The sequence below is a fragment of the Flavitalea flava genome (assembly GCF_054461575.1).
Window position 1 is genome coordinate 1 of record NZ_JBTLQH010000047.1, and the last position, 19,547, is coordinate 19,547.

Consider the following 19,547-nt stretch of genomic DNA (forward strand, 5'->3'; position numbering starts at 1 on the left):
AGGATATAAGGTTCGTTGCAGAACAGATGAAAGCAATTCGTCCTTTGCTTCCACATCCACTTTCCGGGCAAGCGGGATATATGCGCTGCTGTAGGAAAAATGGAAATTTGTTTTACGCTCCAGGATACCGAATAATTTATCCAGCCGGATATGTTTCTCATTAAGCGTAACCCGGGCATCCTGTGATAATCCCGTTGCAGAGACTTGCAGGCAACCGGCCAGAAATACAAGGGCAGTTAATCGCATAAGCCGTAGAGTTTTGGTTGTTGCCTTCCGGGCAAAAAAACGCCCTGGGGCATTGCAATTTTGCATACCTTAGTTTTGGTTTTAAGTTAAAAAATGGAAACAGGAGTTGGCGCAAACCTTGCCTGTTTCAAAGACTTGTTACCGGGGGATGTTGACGCATCCCTCTTTTATTAACTAGTAAAGGATAAGTTTTTTATTTTCTTCTATTTTGTATTGTAATACGGGGATAGTTAGTTTCATTGTCTCCAGGACTTTTTCCAGGTTAGGGTTTTCAAAACTTCCGGTAAAAGGGAGTTTTTTTATCTCCTGTCCGGAGAAGACAACTTCGATTCCAAACCATTTTTCCAGTTTAAGACCTGCAGACTCGAGGGATTCATCATTAAAAACCAGGCGGTTTTCCGTCCAGGCCGTTTCCTGCAGACCACGGGACAAAAGGTTTTTATGTAAGGAATCGATCCGGAGGATATGAATGGCGGGGCTGGATCCTGCTGAGGATAAGGCCGGATCGGAAATAATCTTGCTCCCTTTTCCGATCACTATCTTTTGCATGGGATGTAATATGATCGATTTTTGCCTGACGGAGTCGTCCGGAAAAGTTATGGCTACCCGTCCCCGGATCAGGGAAGTAACGGCAGTCGGCTCATCAGGATAGGCCCGGACATTAAAGGCAGTTCCCAGGACGTTGATGTCCATAAAATCCGTATGAATAATAAAGGGGCGACCCGGATCCTGGGTTACGTCAAAATAAGCCTCTCCGCTTAATTCTACTTCCCTGTTTTGGCTGTTAAAATTTTCTGCCAGTATTAAGTGGCTGCCGCCGTCCAGAATTACCTGGGTTCCATCAGGAAGACGAAGACTTTTTCTTTCTCCTTTTGGAGCGATAATATTCTTTACTGTGTTATTAGGGGAGCCATTACCTTTCCCTATCTTATAATTATAAACAAGATACCCTCCTATGATAAAAACCAGGACGGAGGCTGCCATTATCCATCTCTTCATGAGAGAGCCCCGCTCTACGCCAAAAAACGGGATGATTAAAAGTCGTTTTTCTTTTGGAGATTTTTCGTGCGTGTTATCCAGGGCATCCATCGCCTTGCTCAGCCTTTCGACAGCCAGGTCCCGCTCTCCCTCCCGGATGGCTGCTGCCATTACTAAGAGCCGGTCTTTGGCAGCGTAGATCAGGGCTTTTTTTTCAGGTTGCGTCAACAGGATCGTCTCCCAGATCGCAATATCCTGTTCGTCCTTTTTCAAACAAAAATTAATAAAAGAGTCATCCTTTATTAATTTTTCTATACTGGCTTCAACACCATCCATGTGTTCCTTTTATTGCCAGATCCTGTTTCCCCTGTTTTTTACCTGTCCAAGGTCAATTATTTTTAAACTTATTTAGATATATTTAAAAATAATGCATAAACAGCTAATTATCAATAAATAATTGCGGAAGTTTTTGCTCCCCCCTTTTGAAAGATTAGCCTTTAACTTATTCAGCCCGATATGGATCTGATTATAGACACTGCGAATGGAAAGTCCTGTTTGCTCAACAATCGCTTCTGTTGTTAAGCCGGAATAATAACGCAGATATAGTAATTCCCGCTGACGTGGGGGTAATGCCTTAAAGGCATTGATCAGCAGGGTCAGTTTTCTTTGTCCTTCTTCATTATGGATCAGATCGGCTTCCGGAGAAACCGTCCAATGCTGGGTGAATTCGAGTTCCATATCGAAAGAAGATGAGGTATTTTGTCCGTTTTGCAGGAGCATCTTTATCAGCTGGTTTTTATAGCCTCTGTACAGGTACCCTTTGATGTTGCGTACATCCGACAGGGATTGCCTTTTTTCCCAGAGCCGGATAAAAAATTCCTGGCAGGCATCTTTGGAGACCGCGGGGTCGTTGCTGATGCGGATGCCGATACTTACGAGAAAATGGAAAAAATTATTATAAAGAAGCAGGAATGATTCTTTATCCCCTTCCCTCACCCGTGACCAGGCAAGTTGCTCATCAAAATTCTCCATGGGCGCAGTAAACATTTTATTAAGATAAGAATCAAATACCGGCAATCAACATGCAAACGTTTGCGCCATTTTAGAAAAGGCAGTGTTTCTCCGGAAAACTCATTGAAGCGTATTCTTTTTCGTCATTTTAAGAAACCGGGCCAACAAAAACAGCGAGGCCAGGGTTAATCCCGTAATGAAACCGAGCCACATGCCAGAGGCACCCATACCAACGACAAAAGTAAGTACATACCCGACCGGAAGGCCGATGACCCAATAAGCGACTGCGATCAACAGCGTGGGTGTTTTAACATCCTTGATCCCTCGCAATAAACCCGCACCGATAGCCTGGGTGCTGTCCGATATCTGGAAAACTGCCGCAAAAAGCAATAAGAGACCTGCCATTTGTAATACAGCTGTATTCTCGTTAAATGCTTTTGGTAATTCATGGCGAAGTATGGCAAAGGTAATAGCACAAAATATTCCGTAGAGTAAGGCCGTCAGCAGTGTACTCCTTCCTATTAAGGAGATCTTTGGCCAGTCGGAACGCCCAAAAGCATTACTTACCCGGATCGAGCCTGCCTGTGCGAGCCCCATGGAAGCCATAAAAGTAAAGGAGGCACAACTCAGAGCGATCTGATGAGCGGCCTGGGCTACAGCGCTTATCGTTCCGATTAAAATGCCGGATACGGCAAAAGCCCCGGCCTCCATACCGATCTGCAAACTACTGGGGATCCCAATATGGAGTAACTCACCTAAAGTTTTGCGCCGGAGTTTCCATTGACTGCGGCTAACGGCAATATAACGACGAAAGGTGCTGTGTTTGAGAATGATGATCCCCAGCACGATAAAGATCAGACTACGGGTGATCAGGGTAGCCCAGCCGGCACCTAATAATTCCAGTCTGGGAAAGCCCCAGTTCCCGTAGATCAATAACCAGTTCAGCAATATATTGACCGGCATCCCTGCGAGAGACAGGATCATGGCTGTTTTGGTAAATTCCAGTCCGTCGGTAAATTGCTTAAGGGTCATAAAAAGCAACATCGGAATGATGGAGAAACCCATTAATTTCATAAAGGGCAGCGCAAGAATGACGACCTCCGGATCCTGACCGAGATGATGCAGGATATTCCTCCCGGAAACAATGGCCAGGGAAATGACAATGGCCGTGAGGGCGCAAAGACAAAATCCATTGAAGAGATAATGAGACACACCTTGCCCGTCACGACGGCCATGAGCCATCGAAACCATTTGTGAAACGGAAATGGTCATTCCGATCCCCAATACAAAGGGAATGTTCATCGTATTGACAACAAGCGCTGCGGCAGCCAGCTGTTTATAACTTATAGCTCCCACCATGGCCGTATCGATGATGTGCAGGGCCATCTGCGCCAATTCCCCGATGATAATGGGTACAGCTAACCGAATCGTTAAAAATGCTTCTTTCCGCATGGGCGGCAAAGATACTATAACCTATGTAAATAGATAAAAGCGATTGTCGGGACAATCGCTTTTATCAGGTATGTAGTATTATTTTATTGAGGAACGCCCAGGCGTTGGCAGATCTCTGCATAACTCATCTCGCTAAAATGTTGTGTCACTTCCCTCAATTGTGAAACGCTTACCGTTCCGTTCAACTTATTCCCCATTCCTGAAACGATGCTTGGCGAAACCGATGCAGATTCTTTTACGCCGCCCGGAATGATGATATAACGGAATTTATGCGCATTGGATATACCTCCATAAGCATTCAAACTGCTTACCAGCCTTATCCTCAAATTTCCGGCAGTGACCAAAGCGGACCATGTATCGATATTGGCCGTTGCCCCACTTAAATAAGTGATAATGATCGGAAGTGCTGCGATCTGGGTAGTTGGCCATATAACCGGATTGTAGCCATCCAGTTTGCCAAAAGTGATCACAACACCGCTGTCCAGAATTTTTTGGGTAATAGCGGCATCCGCCTTGTCAAAATTAAATCCCCAACTCCCGAAGATGGTATCTTTTTTATAAGTCGCGGGTGTAAACCAATCGGAATAGATGACGTTGGCAGCCCCGGCAGGGCCCGCAGCGCCGGCCGCTCCTGCGCTACCTGCGGCTCCAGCTGCGCCTGTTGCTCCGACAGGTCCCGTATCTCCTTTTTTACAAGACAGGGCCATAGAGAAAAGAAAAAGGACAAGTGTTAGTTTCAGGGTATTTTTTTTCAGGGAGCAATAAAATCGTGTTTGCATAAAATGAATTTTATAAATGAAAATATTTATTGGCAAATCTACAGTTACACTTTTCCGTGACAATACCCTTTTGTGGTAATTTTTGAAAGAACAAATAAAATCATTATCGTATAAACACTAATTTATAAACTACCGTTAATCATTAAACGTAATAAAATACCCGTATTAATACTAGCCCTCCGTTAAACAACCTTCAAACTACCCACTTTCATTTATTTCCACAACCACCTATTTGCGCTAACCTGTTTGCGCTACCCTATTTGAGGTATATATCACTCCAATCTGATCCTGTTAAAAAACCAGGATCTGCATCTGTTTATACTTATCAGCCTGGTATACCTTTGTCATAAAAAATGCCGGTAAAGAAAATAAGAGGAATTCAAATGGCCTATGATGATGAAGGGGCGGGGCCTGTCCTGGTATTTATCCATGGGCATCCCTTTAACAGGACGATGTGGAAAGAACAGGTCGCCCATTTTAAAAAGGAATACCGTCTGATCATTCCCGATTTAAGAGGATATGGGGAAACTTCTGTTTCCTCTACCAGGGTCATGTTAGATGAAATGGTGCTCGACATCCTTTATCTGCTGGATGAACTGGCTATTGAAAAAGCGGTATTTTGCGGTCTTTCGATGGGTGGTCAGATAGTACTGGACGCATATCGTCTTTTCCCGGGAAAGGTCAGGGCCATGATCATTGTCTGCTCGGATGCCAGGGGAGAAACTCCTGAATCCTATCATAAGCGGTTGATCCTTGCGGAGACGATTTCTAGAGATGGTATGAAAAAATATACCGACGAAAATATTCAGCATTATCTATCCGGGGAATCGATGAAAGATGTCAGCGTATACAGGCATTTATACGGTATGATGACGGGAACATCCGCCGAAGGAGCAGCAGCTGCTAACCGGGGTCGGGCCGAACGAAGGGATCATATTCCCGTTCTTGCTTCGGTTGCCGTTCCGGTTATGGTCATAGCCGGGTCCGAAGATTATTTCACTCCCCTGCCTGTAGCGGAAATGATGAGCAATCGTATTCCCGGAGCCAGGCTGGAATGTATCGGGGGATCCGGGCATTTACCCAATATGGAAGCTCCGGAAGAATTCAATAAATTGCTTACCTCCTTTATGAATCAAATTAATAGTTAAATTGCCGGATGATGAGCAATAGAATAGCCCTTATTACAGGCGCCACCTCAGGCATTGGACAAGCGACGGCAAAAAAATTTGCAGCAAACAATATCTCCCTGATCCTTTGCGGAAGAAGGACAGACCGGTTGGAAGAATTGAAGGAAGAGCTTTCCCAAAAGGTGGATGTCATTACCCTTTCTTTTGATGTACGGAATAAAGAAGAGGTCTTTGCTGCTATCGGTAGTCTGCCTGACCAATGGCAGAATATTGACATTCTGATCAATAATGCCGGGAATGCTCATGGGTTATCCTCTATTCAGGATGGAGATATCGGGGATTGGGATGCCATGATGGAGGGAAATGTACAGGGCCTTTTATATGTTTCCAAAACTATTATGCCGGGGATGGTGGCCCGTAAAAAAGGTCATATCGTCAATCTCAGTTCGGTAGCAGGAAAACAGACCTATGCCAATGGCGCTGTTTATTGCGCATCCAAGAAAGCTGTCGAAGCGATCAGTGAAGGGATGCGGCTCGATCTGACACAACATGGAATAAAAATTACCAATATCGCTCCTGGGGCTGTTGAAACAGATTTTTCGCTTGTCCGTTTCAAGGGCGACCAGGAAAAGGCCAAAAAAGTATACGAAGGATTCGAGCCTTTAAAAGCCGGGGATATTGCGGATATCATTTTATACGCCATACAGGCGCCTCCGCAGGTTACTATAGCCGACTGCACGATCTATGCCTCCGCACAGGCTTCTCCGACCGTCATTTACCGAAGCTGAAGATTCGGCCGGGCCGGAAGGGCATACGCGAAATATGGGTTCGGAGCGATCAGAGCCTGGGAGCTGCCGGTTTTAACGGAGCCTCATAAGCATTGGCGCCTTTAACTTTTACTTTCCTTCGATATACCTTATCCCAACAGGTCACATAAAGCGTATTAAAATCAGGTCCGCCAAAACAGCAATTCGATGGGGAACGGGTTCCGGCCGGCAGAGGAATGATCGCGTTGACCCGTCCGGTCTGATCGAGGACCTGGATCCCAAGAGAAGTGGTTACATAAATCCTTCCTTCACGGTCGCATCGCAAGCCATCCGGCCAGGCAAATTCCTGGGTATCCGGAGCGTGAAGCCATCCATAACGTTGTTTATTGGCGAGCGTGCCATCCGCCTGAATAGTGTAGATCCAAACCCAATGGGAAGCGGATTCTGCTATATATAATTGAGTCTGGTCCGGGGAAAGGGTGACGCCATTGGCAAATTTTAATCCATCGTCCACCACTTTCTTTTCTCCATCCGGGCGGATAAGGTAAATTTTACTGGCTTTATCGATACCATCCGGTGAAGTAACATAGATATTTCCATTCCCGGCGACAACCAGGTCATTTCCTGAAATCCCGTCGGCTATAACCGTTTCTTTTTCGTTGATCGCATAACGGATGATTTGTTTACTGGCCCCGGCCATATACCGGTTACCATCCGGCCCAAAAGCCGTTCCGCTGGCTTTTTTTATATCGGTTGACAAAACGGTCAGTTTGCCATCCATCCCCGCCTTATAGATTTTCGAGGGGGGAATGTCCACATAAAAAACTTCTCCCGCCGCATTCACTGCTGTGCCTTCTGTAAATTGATAACCCTGCCCCACCAATTCCCAGTCTTCTCCGGGAATCAGGATGTCATTTATAAATTGATTTTTGGTAGCTCCGTTGGTAACCGGCTGCGGGTAATCCTTCCAGAGCCACCGCATGGCTTCAGGAAAAATGGATTCCCCCTGACGACCGGAATGGCCACCTTCACCCCATACATGGTTCACCTGGTAACCGGAAAAGACCAGGGCCCGCTCCATCGACTCATTGGCCTTCCACCAATCGCCTCCGTAAATGTTAAGATCATTGGAGCCATCCTGCAAAAATACACGGATTGGTTTAGGTTCGTATTTCCGGATAAAGGTGGGATAACGATCAGCGCCACGGAGCCCTACATAGGTTCCGATTGCGCTAAAGACCCGGGAAAAAGCGTCAGGACGTTCCCACGCGGCAGTGAAAGCGCAAACGGCACCGCTGCTGGATCCACCGATGGCCCTGTCCTTCCCGTTTTTTGAAAGATGTATGATCCGGCCGTCGCTTGCTTTTTGTTTTTCCACATCGGGTAACAATTCATCCAGGATAAAACGGGCATACGCATCGCCCAGCCCATCATACTCGAAGCTGCGGTTGAACCGGTCCAGGGAGACATGCCCATTCATAGACGGCACACGTCCCGGTGTCACAAATACACCGATAGTAACGGGCATCTCCCCCCGATGAATAAGGTTATCGAATACGGTTGGCGCTTTCCATTGGATGCCATCCTGGTTGATGTATACGCAGGCCGGTTTTTCCGGGCGGTATTGGGCGGGAATATAGATCCAATATTCCCTTACCGTTCCGGGGAAAACAGACGAATTGGAAAAGGTAAATTTTAATACCTCTCCTTTAGGTATACCCGGTAGGTCCTGGGAGGCTGAATCGACAGCGTATTTTTCCGCAGGAGGTTGTGTGGAAGCTGTCTGGGCAAAACCAACCCGGCTTAAAACAAATATCAACAGGACGGGCAAGACAAGCAATCGTAATTTTTTCATGGTCAACCTTCGTTTTAGGGGTCGTTATTCTTGTCATGATGACACCTAAATATAGTAAAGTCAGCCCACAAAAAAACCGGATCATCAGGAAATCAAAAAATACGGGGGAATGAAAAAATTGCATTGGGGCCTTTATAAAAATTTTGCAGGTTAAACGTTTAACCATATTTTTAGCTTTTTTAAAAATCAACTTCCTGACAAATGAAATTGTTGTTTTTAACGATTGCCATCGCCCTGCTTCACCCCGTTTTTGGCCAACAGTCCGGGCCGACTGATCCTTCCCATTTCGTCCCGGTGAAAAAAGAGCTTTCCCCTTCCTGGGAAAAATCGCTCTGGGATAACGCTCGAAAAATTTATAAAGGAAAGGAACTGACAACCATCGGCATGCCATGCGGAGGTATTGCCGCCGGGCAGTTATATGTTCGTGGTGATGGAACCCTGGCGAATTGGTGGATCGCTAATAATGCCTATAATACCGGTTACGGGATCGACTGGTTGATGAACTTCGGAACCGAAGCCGGCCCCTGGAAAGTATGTTACCAAACCTTTGAGCCCTTCAGTTATATAGATCAGGGGTTTGCCGTCACGATCAAACAGAATAACGTTACCCGGACCAGGCAGCTGAACAAAAAAGATTTTGACGATATCTCTTTCACGGGGGAATATCCGGTAGCGCGAATCACTTATTCGTCAGTTTCCAATCCTTTGCCATTACAGATCGATGCCACAGTTTACTCCCCATTTATACCGCTGAATGCCAAAGAATCTGCCACTCCCGGAACTATCCTCCGATACAGGCTTAAAAATACTTCTTCGGAAAAAATGCAGGTGAGCTTAACCGGTTGGTTGCAAAATCTTATCTGTATCGATCTGAAAGACCGGATAGAGGGCGCATTACACAATAAGGTCATCCGCGAGGAAGGAAGAACTACGATTGCCATGGACCTGCAAAAGGGAATCGGACCTCAGCCTTTTGTCGCCAGGAAGGATAAACTATTCCAGGATTTCGAAACGGGTTCTTACGGAAAGTGGAAAGCGGAAGGAACGGCTTTTGGGAAGAAACCCATTACCATTGAGGAAGGGAAAAAAGACCGGGTAACCGGCGGTGAAGGGGAATTTCTGATCGACTCCAAACTTTCCGGCCAGGGAGATTCGGCAACCGGAAAATTAATTTCTCCCGTCTTTATTGTTGGCAGTGATTTTATTAATTTCAAACTGGCAGGAGGATCTTACAAGGATAATACCTGCATGAATCTTGTGGTCGATGGTAAACCGGTAAAGTCTGCCACCGGCAACTGGACGGAGCATCTGGAAGATTTCAGCTGGAACGTAAAAGCGTGGATAGGGCAAAAGGCTTATCTGGAGATAATCGATAAAGAGAAAGGAAGCTGGGGCCATATAAATGTGGATCAGATCGTATTCAGCAATCTCCCCTCCCTGCACAAATTTTTTCCGGATTCCCATCCCTATTTTGGCAATCTGTCGCTGAGCGTGCTGGATGCTGATGGATTTGCAGATGCCAACTACAAAGGAAACGCGGACCGGGTAAATAATGATAACGAGGCCCTTGCCCTTCCCGGAGAAAAATTGGTAGGCGCTGCCGGTACAACCATTGAATTAGCCCCCGGTGAAACCAGGGAGATAACCTTCCTGCTGACCTGGTTCTTTCCGAACCGCCCCATGCAATATGGAGAGGGCGGTAATTGGAACAAACCAATCCCCACAGGTGGTCCTGCAATCGGGAATATGTATGCTAACTGGTTTGACAATTCAGGAGAAGTCGCGTCCTGGCTTCAACATAATCTGGAAAGGCTTACCCGTGAAACCTTCGCTTTTCATGATGCCTACTATGTGAACAGCAGCTTACCCTATTGGCTTAATCAACGGCTGATGATGCCGGTATCCACCCTTGCTACTGAAACCTGCCAATGGTGGGCTACCGATAAATTCTGGGCCTGGGAAGGTGTTGGCTCTTGTGTGGGAACCTGTACACATGTATGGAACTATGAGCAGGCGCTTGCCCATTTATTTCCGGAGCTGGAGAAAAATGTCCGGGAAAAAACGGATTTCGGAACATCTTTCAGGGAAGACGGAGGTATCGAGTCCCGCAACGGATGGGGAGGGATCCTGATAGATGGCCATGCTGGTGCCATCCTGAAAGCCTACCGGGAAAATTTATTGTCCAAAGACAACCTGTTCCTTTCCCGGAATTGGAGCAAGATCAAAAAGGCTACGGAATTTATCATAAAGGAAGACGGGAATGGGGATGGTCTTATTGAAAAAGAACAGGCCAATACCTACGATATAGCCTTTTATGGCGCAAATACCTATGTTGGCGGTTTGTACCTCGCCTCTCTGAAAGCGGCTTCGAGGATGGCTTTACTGATGAAAGACTCTGTTTTTTCCAGTCATTGCGACAGTATCTTCGCGAGTGGCAGTAGAAAAACCGTAGATAAGCTCTGGAATGGAGAATATTTTATCCAGGATGTCGATCTGGCCAAACATCCGAAATACCAATATGCGGGCGGATGTCTGAGCGATCAATTATTCGGACAGACATGGGCCCATCTGGATGACCTCGGGTATTTGTACCCGGAGAATAAAGTGAAGACCGCCCTGGAATCAATTTGGAAATATAATTGGGCTCCGGATGTAGGTGTGCAAACAAAAATGCATAAACCCGAGCGTGTTTATGCAGATCCCGGTGAAGCTGGCCTGCTGGTCGCCACCTGGCCAAAAAGCAAACATATGGGTGAAGACGGGGTCCGTTACCGGGATGAGGTATGGACCGGTATTGAATACCAGGTAGCGACAAATATGATCTATGAAGGAATGATCAATGAAGGATTATCCCTTATTAGATCGGTCCATGAACGGTACAGCCCCGAAAAACATAACCCCTACAATGAGATCGAATGCGGCGACCATTATGCAAGGGCCATGGCATCGTGGGGGGTACTGCTTGCGTTACAGGACTTTTATTACAATGGCCCGGAAAAAGCCATGCGATTTATTCCTAAAGTGCAAAAAGATCAATTCAAAAGTTTTTTTACGGCCTCCGAAGGCTGGGGTAATATCGGGCAGACAAGGACAGCCGGGGCGCAGACAAATACCGTTTCACTCGTTTATGGCAGTCTGCGTTTGACCTCGCTGGAAGTGGAATTAACCGGAGAACCAAAAAAAATTTCCATCATTTCCGGCGGCAGACCGGTTCCTTTTACGACAGAACGGATAGCAGAAGGATCTGGAGTCCAATCAGGAGAAAATACAGGGAGCCGTCTTAAACTGAAATTTTCGGAACAGGATATTCATGCAGGGGAGTCATTGGTCACAACACTCGGGTATTGAAGTCATAAACGCGACAATCCCGTATCGGAAACGAACAGTTATGATAAGCTAAAAACCCTGAATAATTGATTATCCGGGGTTTAGCTTTTTGGCATTTTATTCGCTGCATCTTTGGCCTATGTTTAAAAGTTATTTTAAGATCGCCTGGCGAAATCTATTCAGGAACAAATTACATGCCTTCATAAATATTGGAGGATTAACTATTGGTTTTACGTTGGGAATTGTAATCCTGCTTGTAGTGTATAGCCAGTTCAGTTATGACTCTTCCCATGCCAACGGGAATAAACTTTACCAGGCTTACCAGGTCTTTAATAAAACAACCGGTGAAGAGATTGCCAATCAGTTCGGTTATCCTGCCGGTCCTGCCTTTAAAAAGGAAGCCCTTGCCATTGAAAAAATGACCCGGTTCATGGATGTGGGTAATCGTGTACAATTCCAAGAAAAGGAATTTGCCATTCCGGTGAAACTGGCCGATGAAGATTTTTTTTCCATGTTCAGTTTTACCATTCTCAGCGGCAATAAGGGTAATCCGTTAAAGAATCTTACGGATATAGTTCTGACGGAATATGCAGCTAAAATGATATTCGGCAACCAAGACCCGATCGGCAAAAGAATAAAAGCGTCTACAGGAGAAAAATTACAGGAATTCGTTGTATCGGCAGTAATTAAAGACCCGAATGGGTCTTCCCTGAAATTTGATATCCTGGCCCGGATAGAAAATGTAAAAAATTATGCGGAAAGTAATACCGATTGGAATAACTCTTCCCACCTGGTATACGTGCAACTTAAAGACGGATCCACCCGGAAGCAGGCTGAAGACCAACTGAAAGAAATCAACAAACGGTATCTCGCGCAATGGTACACGAATCTGGCAAAGGAAGGGGCCAAACCGGATAGGCGGGGAGATATTTTTGCCACCCGGCTATTACCTCTCTGTGAGATCCATTTTTCAACCAGGGTAAATGGCCATAAAGCAGTCAATGCGGCAATGATTTATACTATGCTGACTGTCGGTTTGCTGATCATCCTGATTGCCTCATTTAATTTTATCAATATCAATCTGGCCAATGCTTTTACCAGGAGCAAGGAAATCGGGATAAGAAAATGCCTGGGGGCGGCAAAAGGAAGATTATTCACCCAATTATGGGGAGAGAGTTTTCTGCTTTGTTGTATCGCGTTTATCATTTCCCTGCTTCTCCTGAATATATTGGTTGGTTATCTGAGCAGAATGGTGCGAATGGATGTTTCCCTAAATTCCCTTATGCGGGAACCAGCATTCCTATCACTTGCCCTCATGCTCTTATTATTCGTATCCTTTATTGCCGGTGGATATCCTTCCTGGTTGATGGCAAAATTCAAGGCAGTCGACACCCTTAAGGGTAAAGTGAGCCTTAAAAAGAATGGCGGACTGCGAAATGCCCTGATCGTAATACAATTTGTCATTGCCTGTATCATGATCAGCTGCACCTGGATCATTTACCGCCAATTTCAACATTTGCAGGAAGCCGATCTGGGGTTTCAAAAAGAATACGTAATCAGCGTTCCCTTGTATAAGGCAGATAAAGGCAGGGAAACTATAGAAAAGCTAAGGACCCGGCTGGCCGCCGATCCCCGGATAGTGTCCATAACAGGCAGTAATATTAATATAGGCCGGGGGCAGGACAAAAGGACTGTAAAATCCAGCACCGGATTTGATTATAAAGGCAGATCCATTTCCACCAATATGGTGTCCGTTGACTACGATTACCTGAAGACACTGGGTCTGCGTCCGTTGGAAGGACGTGACTTCGACAGATCTTTCGGAACCGACACGCAGAATAATGTTGTCATCTCTGAAAGTCTGGCCAGACAGTTACACGAAAAAGAGATAATTGGAAAGAATATTGCCGGAGACAGTTCCTGGGCCGGCTGGCACATCGTTGGCGTTTTTCCCGATTTCCATCTGTATTCCATGCAGGAGGAATTGGAGCCACTTATCCTGAGAATGGACAAAAATTCGGGGATCAATTACTGTTTCATAAAAACATCCGCTCAGAATCCAGTTACCGCCATGCAAGCCATCAAAAAAGAAATGGCGGTTCTCGAACCGGGACAGGAATTCCGGGGTACTTTCCTGGATGAAAATATCACTAATTGGTATCAGGAGGAGAGGATGATGTCATTATTGTTCAGCATTGCAGCCGCTATTGCTATTTTCCTTTCCTGTACCGGTTTATTCGCCATGGTGTTATTAATCATTCAGCAGCGTTTAAAGGAGATCGGCGTTAGAAAAGTCCTGGGGGCCAGTGTTCGTGCTATTTCCCTGCTGCTATCCAGGGATTTTTTATCGCTGGTAGGTTTGGCCATCCTGATAGCAACGCCTATATCCTGGTTTATCATGCATAAATGGCTGCAAAGTTTCCCCTATCGTATAGAAATACGATGGTGGATGTTTGCCCTGGTCGCTTTAATGGCACTAATCATTGCCGTATTGACCATTAGTGTTAACACGGTAAAGGCAGCTTTGCAGAACCCGGTGAAGAATCTGAGATCGGAGTAACGACAGTTACTCCCGATCTCACTCCTGAGTCAGACCTCCTGTGTCAGATCTCCTCAGATCTCCCTTACTCCTGTTTCAACCGGATGTTCCTGTATTCCACCTTCATGGAAGGCAGGACGTGGACCTGCAGCCCAAGGACACCGCTGAACTTCCGGTTCGTGCTATCGTTATCTGTCGTTTCGCTCATCAGAATATTATTGATAAAATGCTGCATATGGTTACCCTTGGCAATGATATGTACTTCATTCCAATCATTTATTTTAATATGCGTCTTCAACGAATCCGAATTTCCGACAGAATCTTTGATAATGGGTTTGGTATTAGCTTCCAATACCGCCTTTTGTCCTCTCATGGCCAGGAATCCACGGCCGCGTTCTTCATAATTCTGGCCGGTATATTGGTTAGCCCCGTCGATATCGGCCTGATACCCTTTTAGGGCATAACGAATGTCTTTCAATTCTTCGCTGCGATAATTAACACCGCTGTTTCCTTCGGGGCTGATCCGGTATTCCGCCTTGAATTCGAAATCCCCCGGCTTGCCTCCACTGTACATCAGGAAACTGTTTGTCTTCAATTGTTTGGTAGCCGTAACCTCTCCAATAAAACTACTACTATCGATACGCCATACACTGGTATCACCATCCCAACCTGTAAAGGATTTCCCATCGAATATTTCAATAAAGCCATCTTTATCTGCAACAGGTTTGCTTTCGCCGGAGTTATTACAGCTAACTACCAATAAGACGGGAAGGGCTAATCCCACCATCCATTTACCTAAGTTAATATCAACGATTTTTTTCATTATTATTTTTTTATTGTATTTACATTTTTCTTCTTTGCATAGGTAACCTGACAATTCCTAAACCGCTCCTGTTGTCTTCCAGCTCCCGGAAAGCGCCGAATCCAATACAGCCTGGCAAACCTTTTGGGTTTCATGGGCTTCCCGGAATGACGGTGAACAGGGTTCTCCCGTTTCCAGGCTTTTTAAAAAGTCGGCCACCTGGTGTACAAAGGAATGTTCATACCCTATTCCAAGACCCGGCACCCACCATTTACCCATATATGGCTGGTCTCCATCAGTAACATGAATGGATCTCCAACCCCGGACGATAGACTCGTCTGCGTTATCGAAGTATTCGAGACGGTTCAGATCATGAAGATCCCAGCGAATGGAAGCATTGGCACCGTTGATCTCGAAGGTATACAGGGCCTTATGCCCCCGGGCATACCGGGTAGATTCAAAAACACCGAGGGACCCGTTATTAAACCGGCAAAGAAAGGCACAGGCATCATCGATGGTTACTTTCTCTACTTTTCCGGTTAGCTGGTGAACCCTTTCTTTGATAAAGGTTTCGGTCATACCGGAAACATCCCTGATGCCTCCGTTCAACCACATGGCCGTATCGATACAATGGGAAAGAAGATCTCCCAGTACGCCGGATCCGGCGACAGCGGCATCCATACGCCAGAGCCCTTCCCCACCCTGGGGCAGATTGGCATTGATTGTCCAGTCCTGGAGAAAATTGGCCCGGTAATGAAAGATCTTTCCCAGTTTCCCGGAATCGACAATTTGTTTAGCAAGGGTAACGGCCGGAAGACGGCGGTAATTATACCAGACCGTATTGGGAACTCCGGCTTTTTCGATAGCATCCACCATCGTTTGAGATTCTGCCAGTGTACGGGCCAGGGGTTTTTCGCAAAGGATCATCTTACCCGCCTGTGCGGCCGCAATGGCAATTTCCGCATGTTTGTCATTAGGTGTACAGATATCCACTGCATCGATATCAGGCCGGGCCAGGACCGCCTTCCAATCTGTTTCTACAGATTCATATCCCCACTGCTCCGCAAAAGCCTTGACCTTTTCTTCCCGGCGGGAGCAAACAGTTTTTAACACTGGGGTATAAGCCAGCTCCGGAAAAAAATCAGGGACGCGTTTGTAACCATTCGTATGTGTCCGGCCCATAAAACCGCAGCCGATCAATCCTATATTTATTTTTTTCTTATTTGCCATGTTGCAATTGTTTACCTTTTTTAAATCCCCTTTTCATACCATCCATGTGCATCCCGGACCTTTACCATCGCTGCCAGGATATCATTCCAGGTCTTTTGTCGGGTCATCACCTCATTGGGAAACATACATCCGTCCCAGCAGATATGCCTGAAGGCCCTGGTCAAGGCTCCGTCTTCTCCCCGCAGCCAATACCCCGCATCATGAGCGATGTCGAGTCTGCCGTTCGGATCGGTGGCCAGGCAATGGCGGCCTGTCTTATCATGTGAACCCGTACCATGTACCGTTCCGTCATTCTGGGCGACATGAAAATCGATGGTCCAGGGACGAAGGGCATGGGTCAGCGTTTTCAAACCTTCCTCCAGGTCGGTTCGGTCCTTCCAGTCGAAATTGTCAGGCAATATCCTGTCCTGTGGCCTGTTGTATCCTAACAGGTATAATAAAGTATGCGCCATATCCGCCTGAAACCCGACATTCGGCCGATCCACGGCTTCCAGGGTTTCGAGCATTGTTTTCCAGCTTTGCATTCCTCCCCAGCAGATCTCTCCTTCTGCAGCCAGTTTTTCCCCGAAACCGGCAGCGACATCGCAGGCTTCACGGAAAGTCTCTGCGATCAGCTTCGTATTCGCAACCGGATCCTTGTCCCAGGTTTCAGGGTTGGTGGCCGAATCTATGCGAACGATCCCATTGGGGCGGATTCCCATTGCACGCAATTTCTGGGCAATTTCGCAGCTTTTACGGACCTGGTCCACGAACCTGCTGCGATCGGCCCGGCTTCCCATGGCAGATCCGCCTGTCGGGGGCCAGATAGGTGCAACGATACTTCCAATGACCAGGTTGCGCGAGGATACCTTATCGGCCAGCCTTTTGATTTCGTCGTCTCCTCCTTCCATATCGAAATGAGGATCGAACAAACCGATATCGATGCCGTCGAATTTAACGCCGTCCACTTCCGCGGCAGCGGTCAGATCCAATAAAGTATCCAGGGAGATCGGAGGTTCCGAATCAGGGCCTTTTCCTACCACACCGGGCCAGGAGGCATTATGAAGTTTGGGATAATTATTCTTTTGCATATCTATGGTTTGCTTTCGTTAGATTTTCAGGACTATATTTTATCAGCACTTAAGATTCTCCGTATTGCCTTTTAGTTCACGAGATCCCTATAATACCAGGTCCGGGTTACCGGGACCAAAATGTTTCAGCATGACGATCGGATCCGTTTGGGAAGCATTCACGATGGTAACTCCTTCTACAGCCGCTTTCTCACTGATAAAAAATTCATCGAAGGTCAATTGACCGTAACGGATGAGAGCGGGGGTTTCGATATCCCAGACGCCCATTTTGCCATGACCCTGCATCAGGATGATCCCATAAGCCGCGCTGTCTTTGATCGTGACGGTCGCTCCCGGTAAAATAGTCAATTCCTTGGCACTGAAGGCATCGGATTTATAACAGACCCAGTTTTCAATATATCCTCCGGCCTTCATCACGTCTGTGGCCCTTACCGGTTTGGGATGCATATACCGGTTGGCATGTAAAAGAGGATCGACATTCAACTCCCAATCGATGACATCCAGCAAGGCATCGAAATCGCCGATACTTTCTTTTGGCGTGCCATTCCACAACAATACTTCCGGTATGATCGCTTCATTCACCAGGGACTGATACATGGCGAATACATCGGAAGCCTTTTGCGGTTCATAGGTACACATACTGCCCGGAGCATGCAGCAGCCCGGGAGGAACATCCCAGCCTGTACCCGGCTCCAGCCGGAAGGCCTGGGAATAATTCGTAATCTTGTTATCCCCTTTGGTAAAGTTGACCAGGCATTCCCTGATCTGTTCCCGGGTAGTGCCGGGAGAGATCCCCATAAAAGTATAGGGAAAATCACCTCCATGATTATTCAACTGTGGTGGGAAATAATAAGCTTCCGGTTTACCCAATTGTCCGATCAGGGCAGCCTTTTCATCATTGTGGTGAATATGATGTGGTAATGGCCCCATATTATCGAAGAACTTGGAATACATAGGCCAGCTACCATATTGGTTCCATAAACGATCGCCGATCAATGCTCCTTTCAATTCATCGATGGCATCTTTTAAAAGGAATTGTTCCTCTTTCGATCCGTCCTGAAAGACGACGGGACTCAGACCTTCATTTTTTCCGGTCAGCGGGCCGTTCTTCGCAGGTGTGGTACTCGACAGCCAACGCTCATCGATACCGCCCCGCTCTCCGCCCAGGACATAATAATCATCGGGATGTAATTTGATCCTGCGACCGGGTACGCAAAAAGACCTCGGTACCCAGGTGGGCGCTAAACGAAGGATTCCTTTTCCCTGTTCCAATGCTTTTTCGGCTATACTGGATTTTCCCATAAATTATTTTTTCAATTTGATTAGAATTATTCTTTTAAACCTGGATCGTTTTAAAAAAACCATCCAGCCCTTCCTGTGTGTACAGGACTTCTATCTCCAGTTCATACGATCTGCTTTCACCGGGTTCGAGCAGGATTAACCTTCCCTCTTCCCTTGCTTTCGCCTGACCGATAAGTGGATGGGTGGCAGGTTCTATGCCCGTTACATATTCCCCTTTACTGAAATGCCGCCAATTGATCAGCCAGGGCAATTGTTTTTTTTGAAACCGCAGGGCCAGGGCAATACCCAACGAGGCATTGTATATACCGCAATTACAGGTACCGGAAGGATCGGCGGTGATATCCGTAGTGACCACCTCTTCTCCTGTCCCTGAATGTGCCGCCAGCGGAGCGGGGCAATTAAAGGAGCTTCCTGGCCAAAGTATCTGCGATCCTTCATTAGCCAGTGGCCAGCCGAAATTGCAATGATAAAGCAACATATGGGGGGCAGGGCTGTTACCCCTGTTAGTCACCACATCGAGTATGCGTATGGATGCTTTCCCGAGGGTCCCGGATATAGTCCGCTTTAAGGCAAGGCTGGGGCCGAATAAGCCGGTCTGTTTGATACTACCGGTAATGCTCATGTCCATTTTACCGGTTGCCGGATCGGGTTGAATGATGGATTCTATTTCCGCCGGAATATTGCTGACCAAACCATGCAATCCGCGTTCTCCGTATGCATCGGCCTCCGGACCTCCGAAGTAGGTAAGACCGCAGGTTGTCAGCAATCCTCCCCCGAATGTCTTTAGCCAATCCAATCCTCTTTGCGAAAAAGGCTGGGGAGGGGTAATCCCCGGATCATTGAGCCAGGCCAGGCTATGCTGGTTATAAAAAGCATCTGCGATGTCCATTGCCCGGTCAGGCACCACTTTATAACGTAAGCCAGTACCCGTATTGATCCAGGCGATTCGGGTACCTCTTCCGGGGCCGTTATCGAGGACCGATGTCTCTATCCCGCCCAACTGGGCTGGGTTAGAGATTTTATCGTTCCAACCGGGTGATATCGGCATGGACAAAGACATCG

At 46.8% G+C, this 19,547-nt stretch carries 15 protein-coding genes; 4 read left to right on the forward strand and 11 right to left on the reverse strand.

Annotated features, from left to right (window positions below; all coding sequences use genetic code 11):
- From ACX0G9_RS26585 to ACX0G9_RS26605, 5 genes are all read right to left on the reverse strand, one after another.
- On the reverse strand, positions 1–246 hold a 246-nt coding region (locus ACX0G9_RS26585; protein ID WP_459068010.1), incomplete at its 3' end, for a hypothetical protein.
- 174 nt (positions 247–420) lie between these two features.
- Positions 421–1,560 (reverse strand): FecR family protein, encoded by a 1,140-nt coding sequence (locus tag ACX0G9_RS26590; protein WP_459068011.1) that lies wholly within the window; start codon positions 1,558–1,560, stop codon positions 421–423.
- Positions 1,561–1,632: 72 nt separating this feature from the next.
- The gene (locus ACX0G9_RS26595) at positions 1,633–2,256 is read right to left on the reverse strand and encodes an RNA polymerase sigma factor (protein WP_459068012.1); all 624 of its coding nucleotides are present in this window, start codon (positions 2,254–2,256) and stop codon (positions 1,633–1,635) included.
- Between the two features lie 99 nt (positions 2,257–2,355).
- Positions 2,356–3,687 (reverse strand): MATE family efflux transporter, encoded by a 1,332-nt coding sequence (locus ACX0G9_RS26600; RefSeq protein ID WP_459068013.1) that lies wholly within the window; start codon positions 3,685–3,687, stop codon positions 2,356–2,358.
- A gap of 83 nt (positions 3,688–3,770) precedes the next feature.
- Positions 3,771–4,466, reverse strand: a complete 696-nt coding sequence (locus tag ACX0G9_RS26605) for a hypothetical protein (protein ID WP_459068014.1) — start codon at positions 4,464–4,466, stop codon at positions 3,771–3,773.
- A gap of 353 nt (positions 4,467–4,819) precedes the next feature.
- On the opposite strand from ACX0G9_RS26605, the gene ACX0G9_RS26610 reads away from it, so the two are divergent.
- Positions 4,820–5,614: an alpha/beta fold hydrolase gene (locus ACX0G9_RS26610; RefSeq protein WP_459068015.1), complete on the forward strand. Its 795-nt coding sequence runs from the start codon at positions 4,820–4,822 to the stop codon at positions 5,612–5,614.
- Positions 5,615–5,622: 8 nt separating this feature from the next.
- Complete coding sequence (locus tag ACX0G9_RS26615; RefSeq protein WP_459068016.1) at positions 5,623–6,381, forward strand: SDR family NAD(P)-dependent oxidoreductase; 759 nt, start codon at positions 5,623–5,625, stop codon at positions 6,379–6,381.
- 49 nt (positions 6,382–6,430) lie between these two features.
- Here the strand turns inward: ACX0G9_RS26615 and ACX0G9_RS26620 are convergent, their stop codons facing one another.
- Positions 6,431–8,215: an SMP-30/gluconolactonase/LRE family protein gene (locus tag ACX0G9_RS26620; RefSeq protein WP_459068017.1), complete on the reverse strand. Its 1,785-nt coding sequence runs from the start codon at positions 8,213–8,215 to the stop codon at positions 6,431–6,433.
- 201 nt (positions 8,216–8,416) lie between these two features.
- On the opposite strand from ACX0G9_RS26620, the gene ACX0G9_RS26625 reads away from it, so the two are divergent.
- Both ACX0G9_RS26625 and ACX0G9_RS26630 read left to right on the forward strand, forming a co-directional pair.
- Complete coding sequence (locus tag ACX0G9_RS26625) at positions 8,417–11,563, forward strand: GH116 family glycosyl hydrolase (protein WP_459068018.1); 3,147 nt, start codon at positions 8,417–8,419, stop codon at positions 11,561–11,563.
- 118 nt (positions 11,564–11,681) lie between these two features.
- Positions 11,682–14,102 (forward strand): ABC transporter permease, encoded by a 2,421-nt coding sequence (locus ACX0G9_RS26630; protein WP_459068019.1) that lies wholly within the window; start codon positions 11,682–11,684, stop codon positions 14,100–14,102.
- 64 nt (positions 14,103–14,166) lie between these two features.
- Here ACX0G9_RS26630 and ACX0G9_RS26635 read toward each other — a convergent pair whose 3' ends face one another.
- From ACX0G9_RS26635 to ACX0G9_RS26655, 5 genes are all read right to left on the reverse strand, one after another.
- Positions 14,167–14,904: a 3-keto-disaccharide hydrolase gene (locus ACX0G9_RS26635; protein ID WP_459068020.1), complete on the reverse strand. Its 738-nt coding sequence runs from the start codon at positions 14,902–14,904 to the stop codon at positions 14,167–14,169.
- A 57-nt stretch (positions 14,905–14,961) separates the two neighbouring features.
- Positions 14,962–16,113 carry a Gfo/Idh/MocA family protein gene (locus ACX0G9_RS26640; protein WP_459068021.1) on the reverse strand — a complete coding sequence of 384 codons (1,152 nt, stop codon included), beginning with the start codon at positions 16,111–16,113 and terminating at the stop codon, positions 14,962–14,964.
- Between the two features lie 20 nt (positions 16,114–16,133).
- Entirely contained in the window at positions 16,134–17,183 is a 1,050-nt protein-coding gene (locus ACX0G9_RS26645) for a sugar phosphate isomerase/epimerase family protein (protein WP_459068022.1), read from the reverse strand.
- 87 nt (positions 17,184–17,270) lie between these two features.
- Complete coding sequence (locus ACX0G9_RS26650; protein ID WP_459068023.1) at positions 17,271–18,485, reverse strand: class I mannose-6-phosphate isomerase; 1,215 nt, start codon at positions 18,483–18,485, stop codon at positions 17,271–17,273.
- 34 nt (positions 18,486–18,519) lie between these two features.
- Complete coding sequence (locus ACX0G9_RS26655) at positions 18,520–19,545, reverse strand: aldose 1-epimerase family protein (protein WP_459068024.1); 1,026 nt, start codon at positions 19,543–19,545, stop codon at positions 18,520–18,522.
- Between the last annotated feature and the right edge of the window lie 2 nt (positions 19,546–19,547).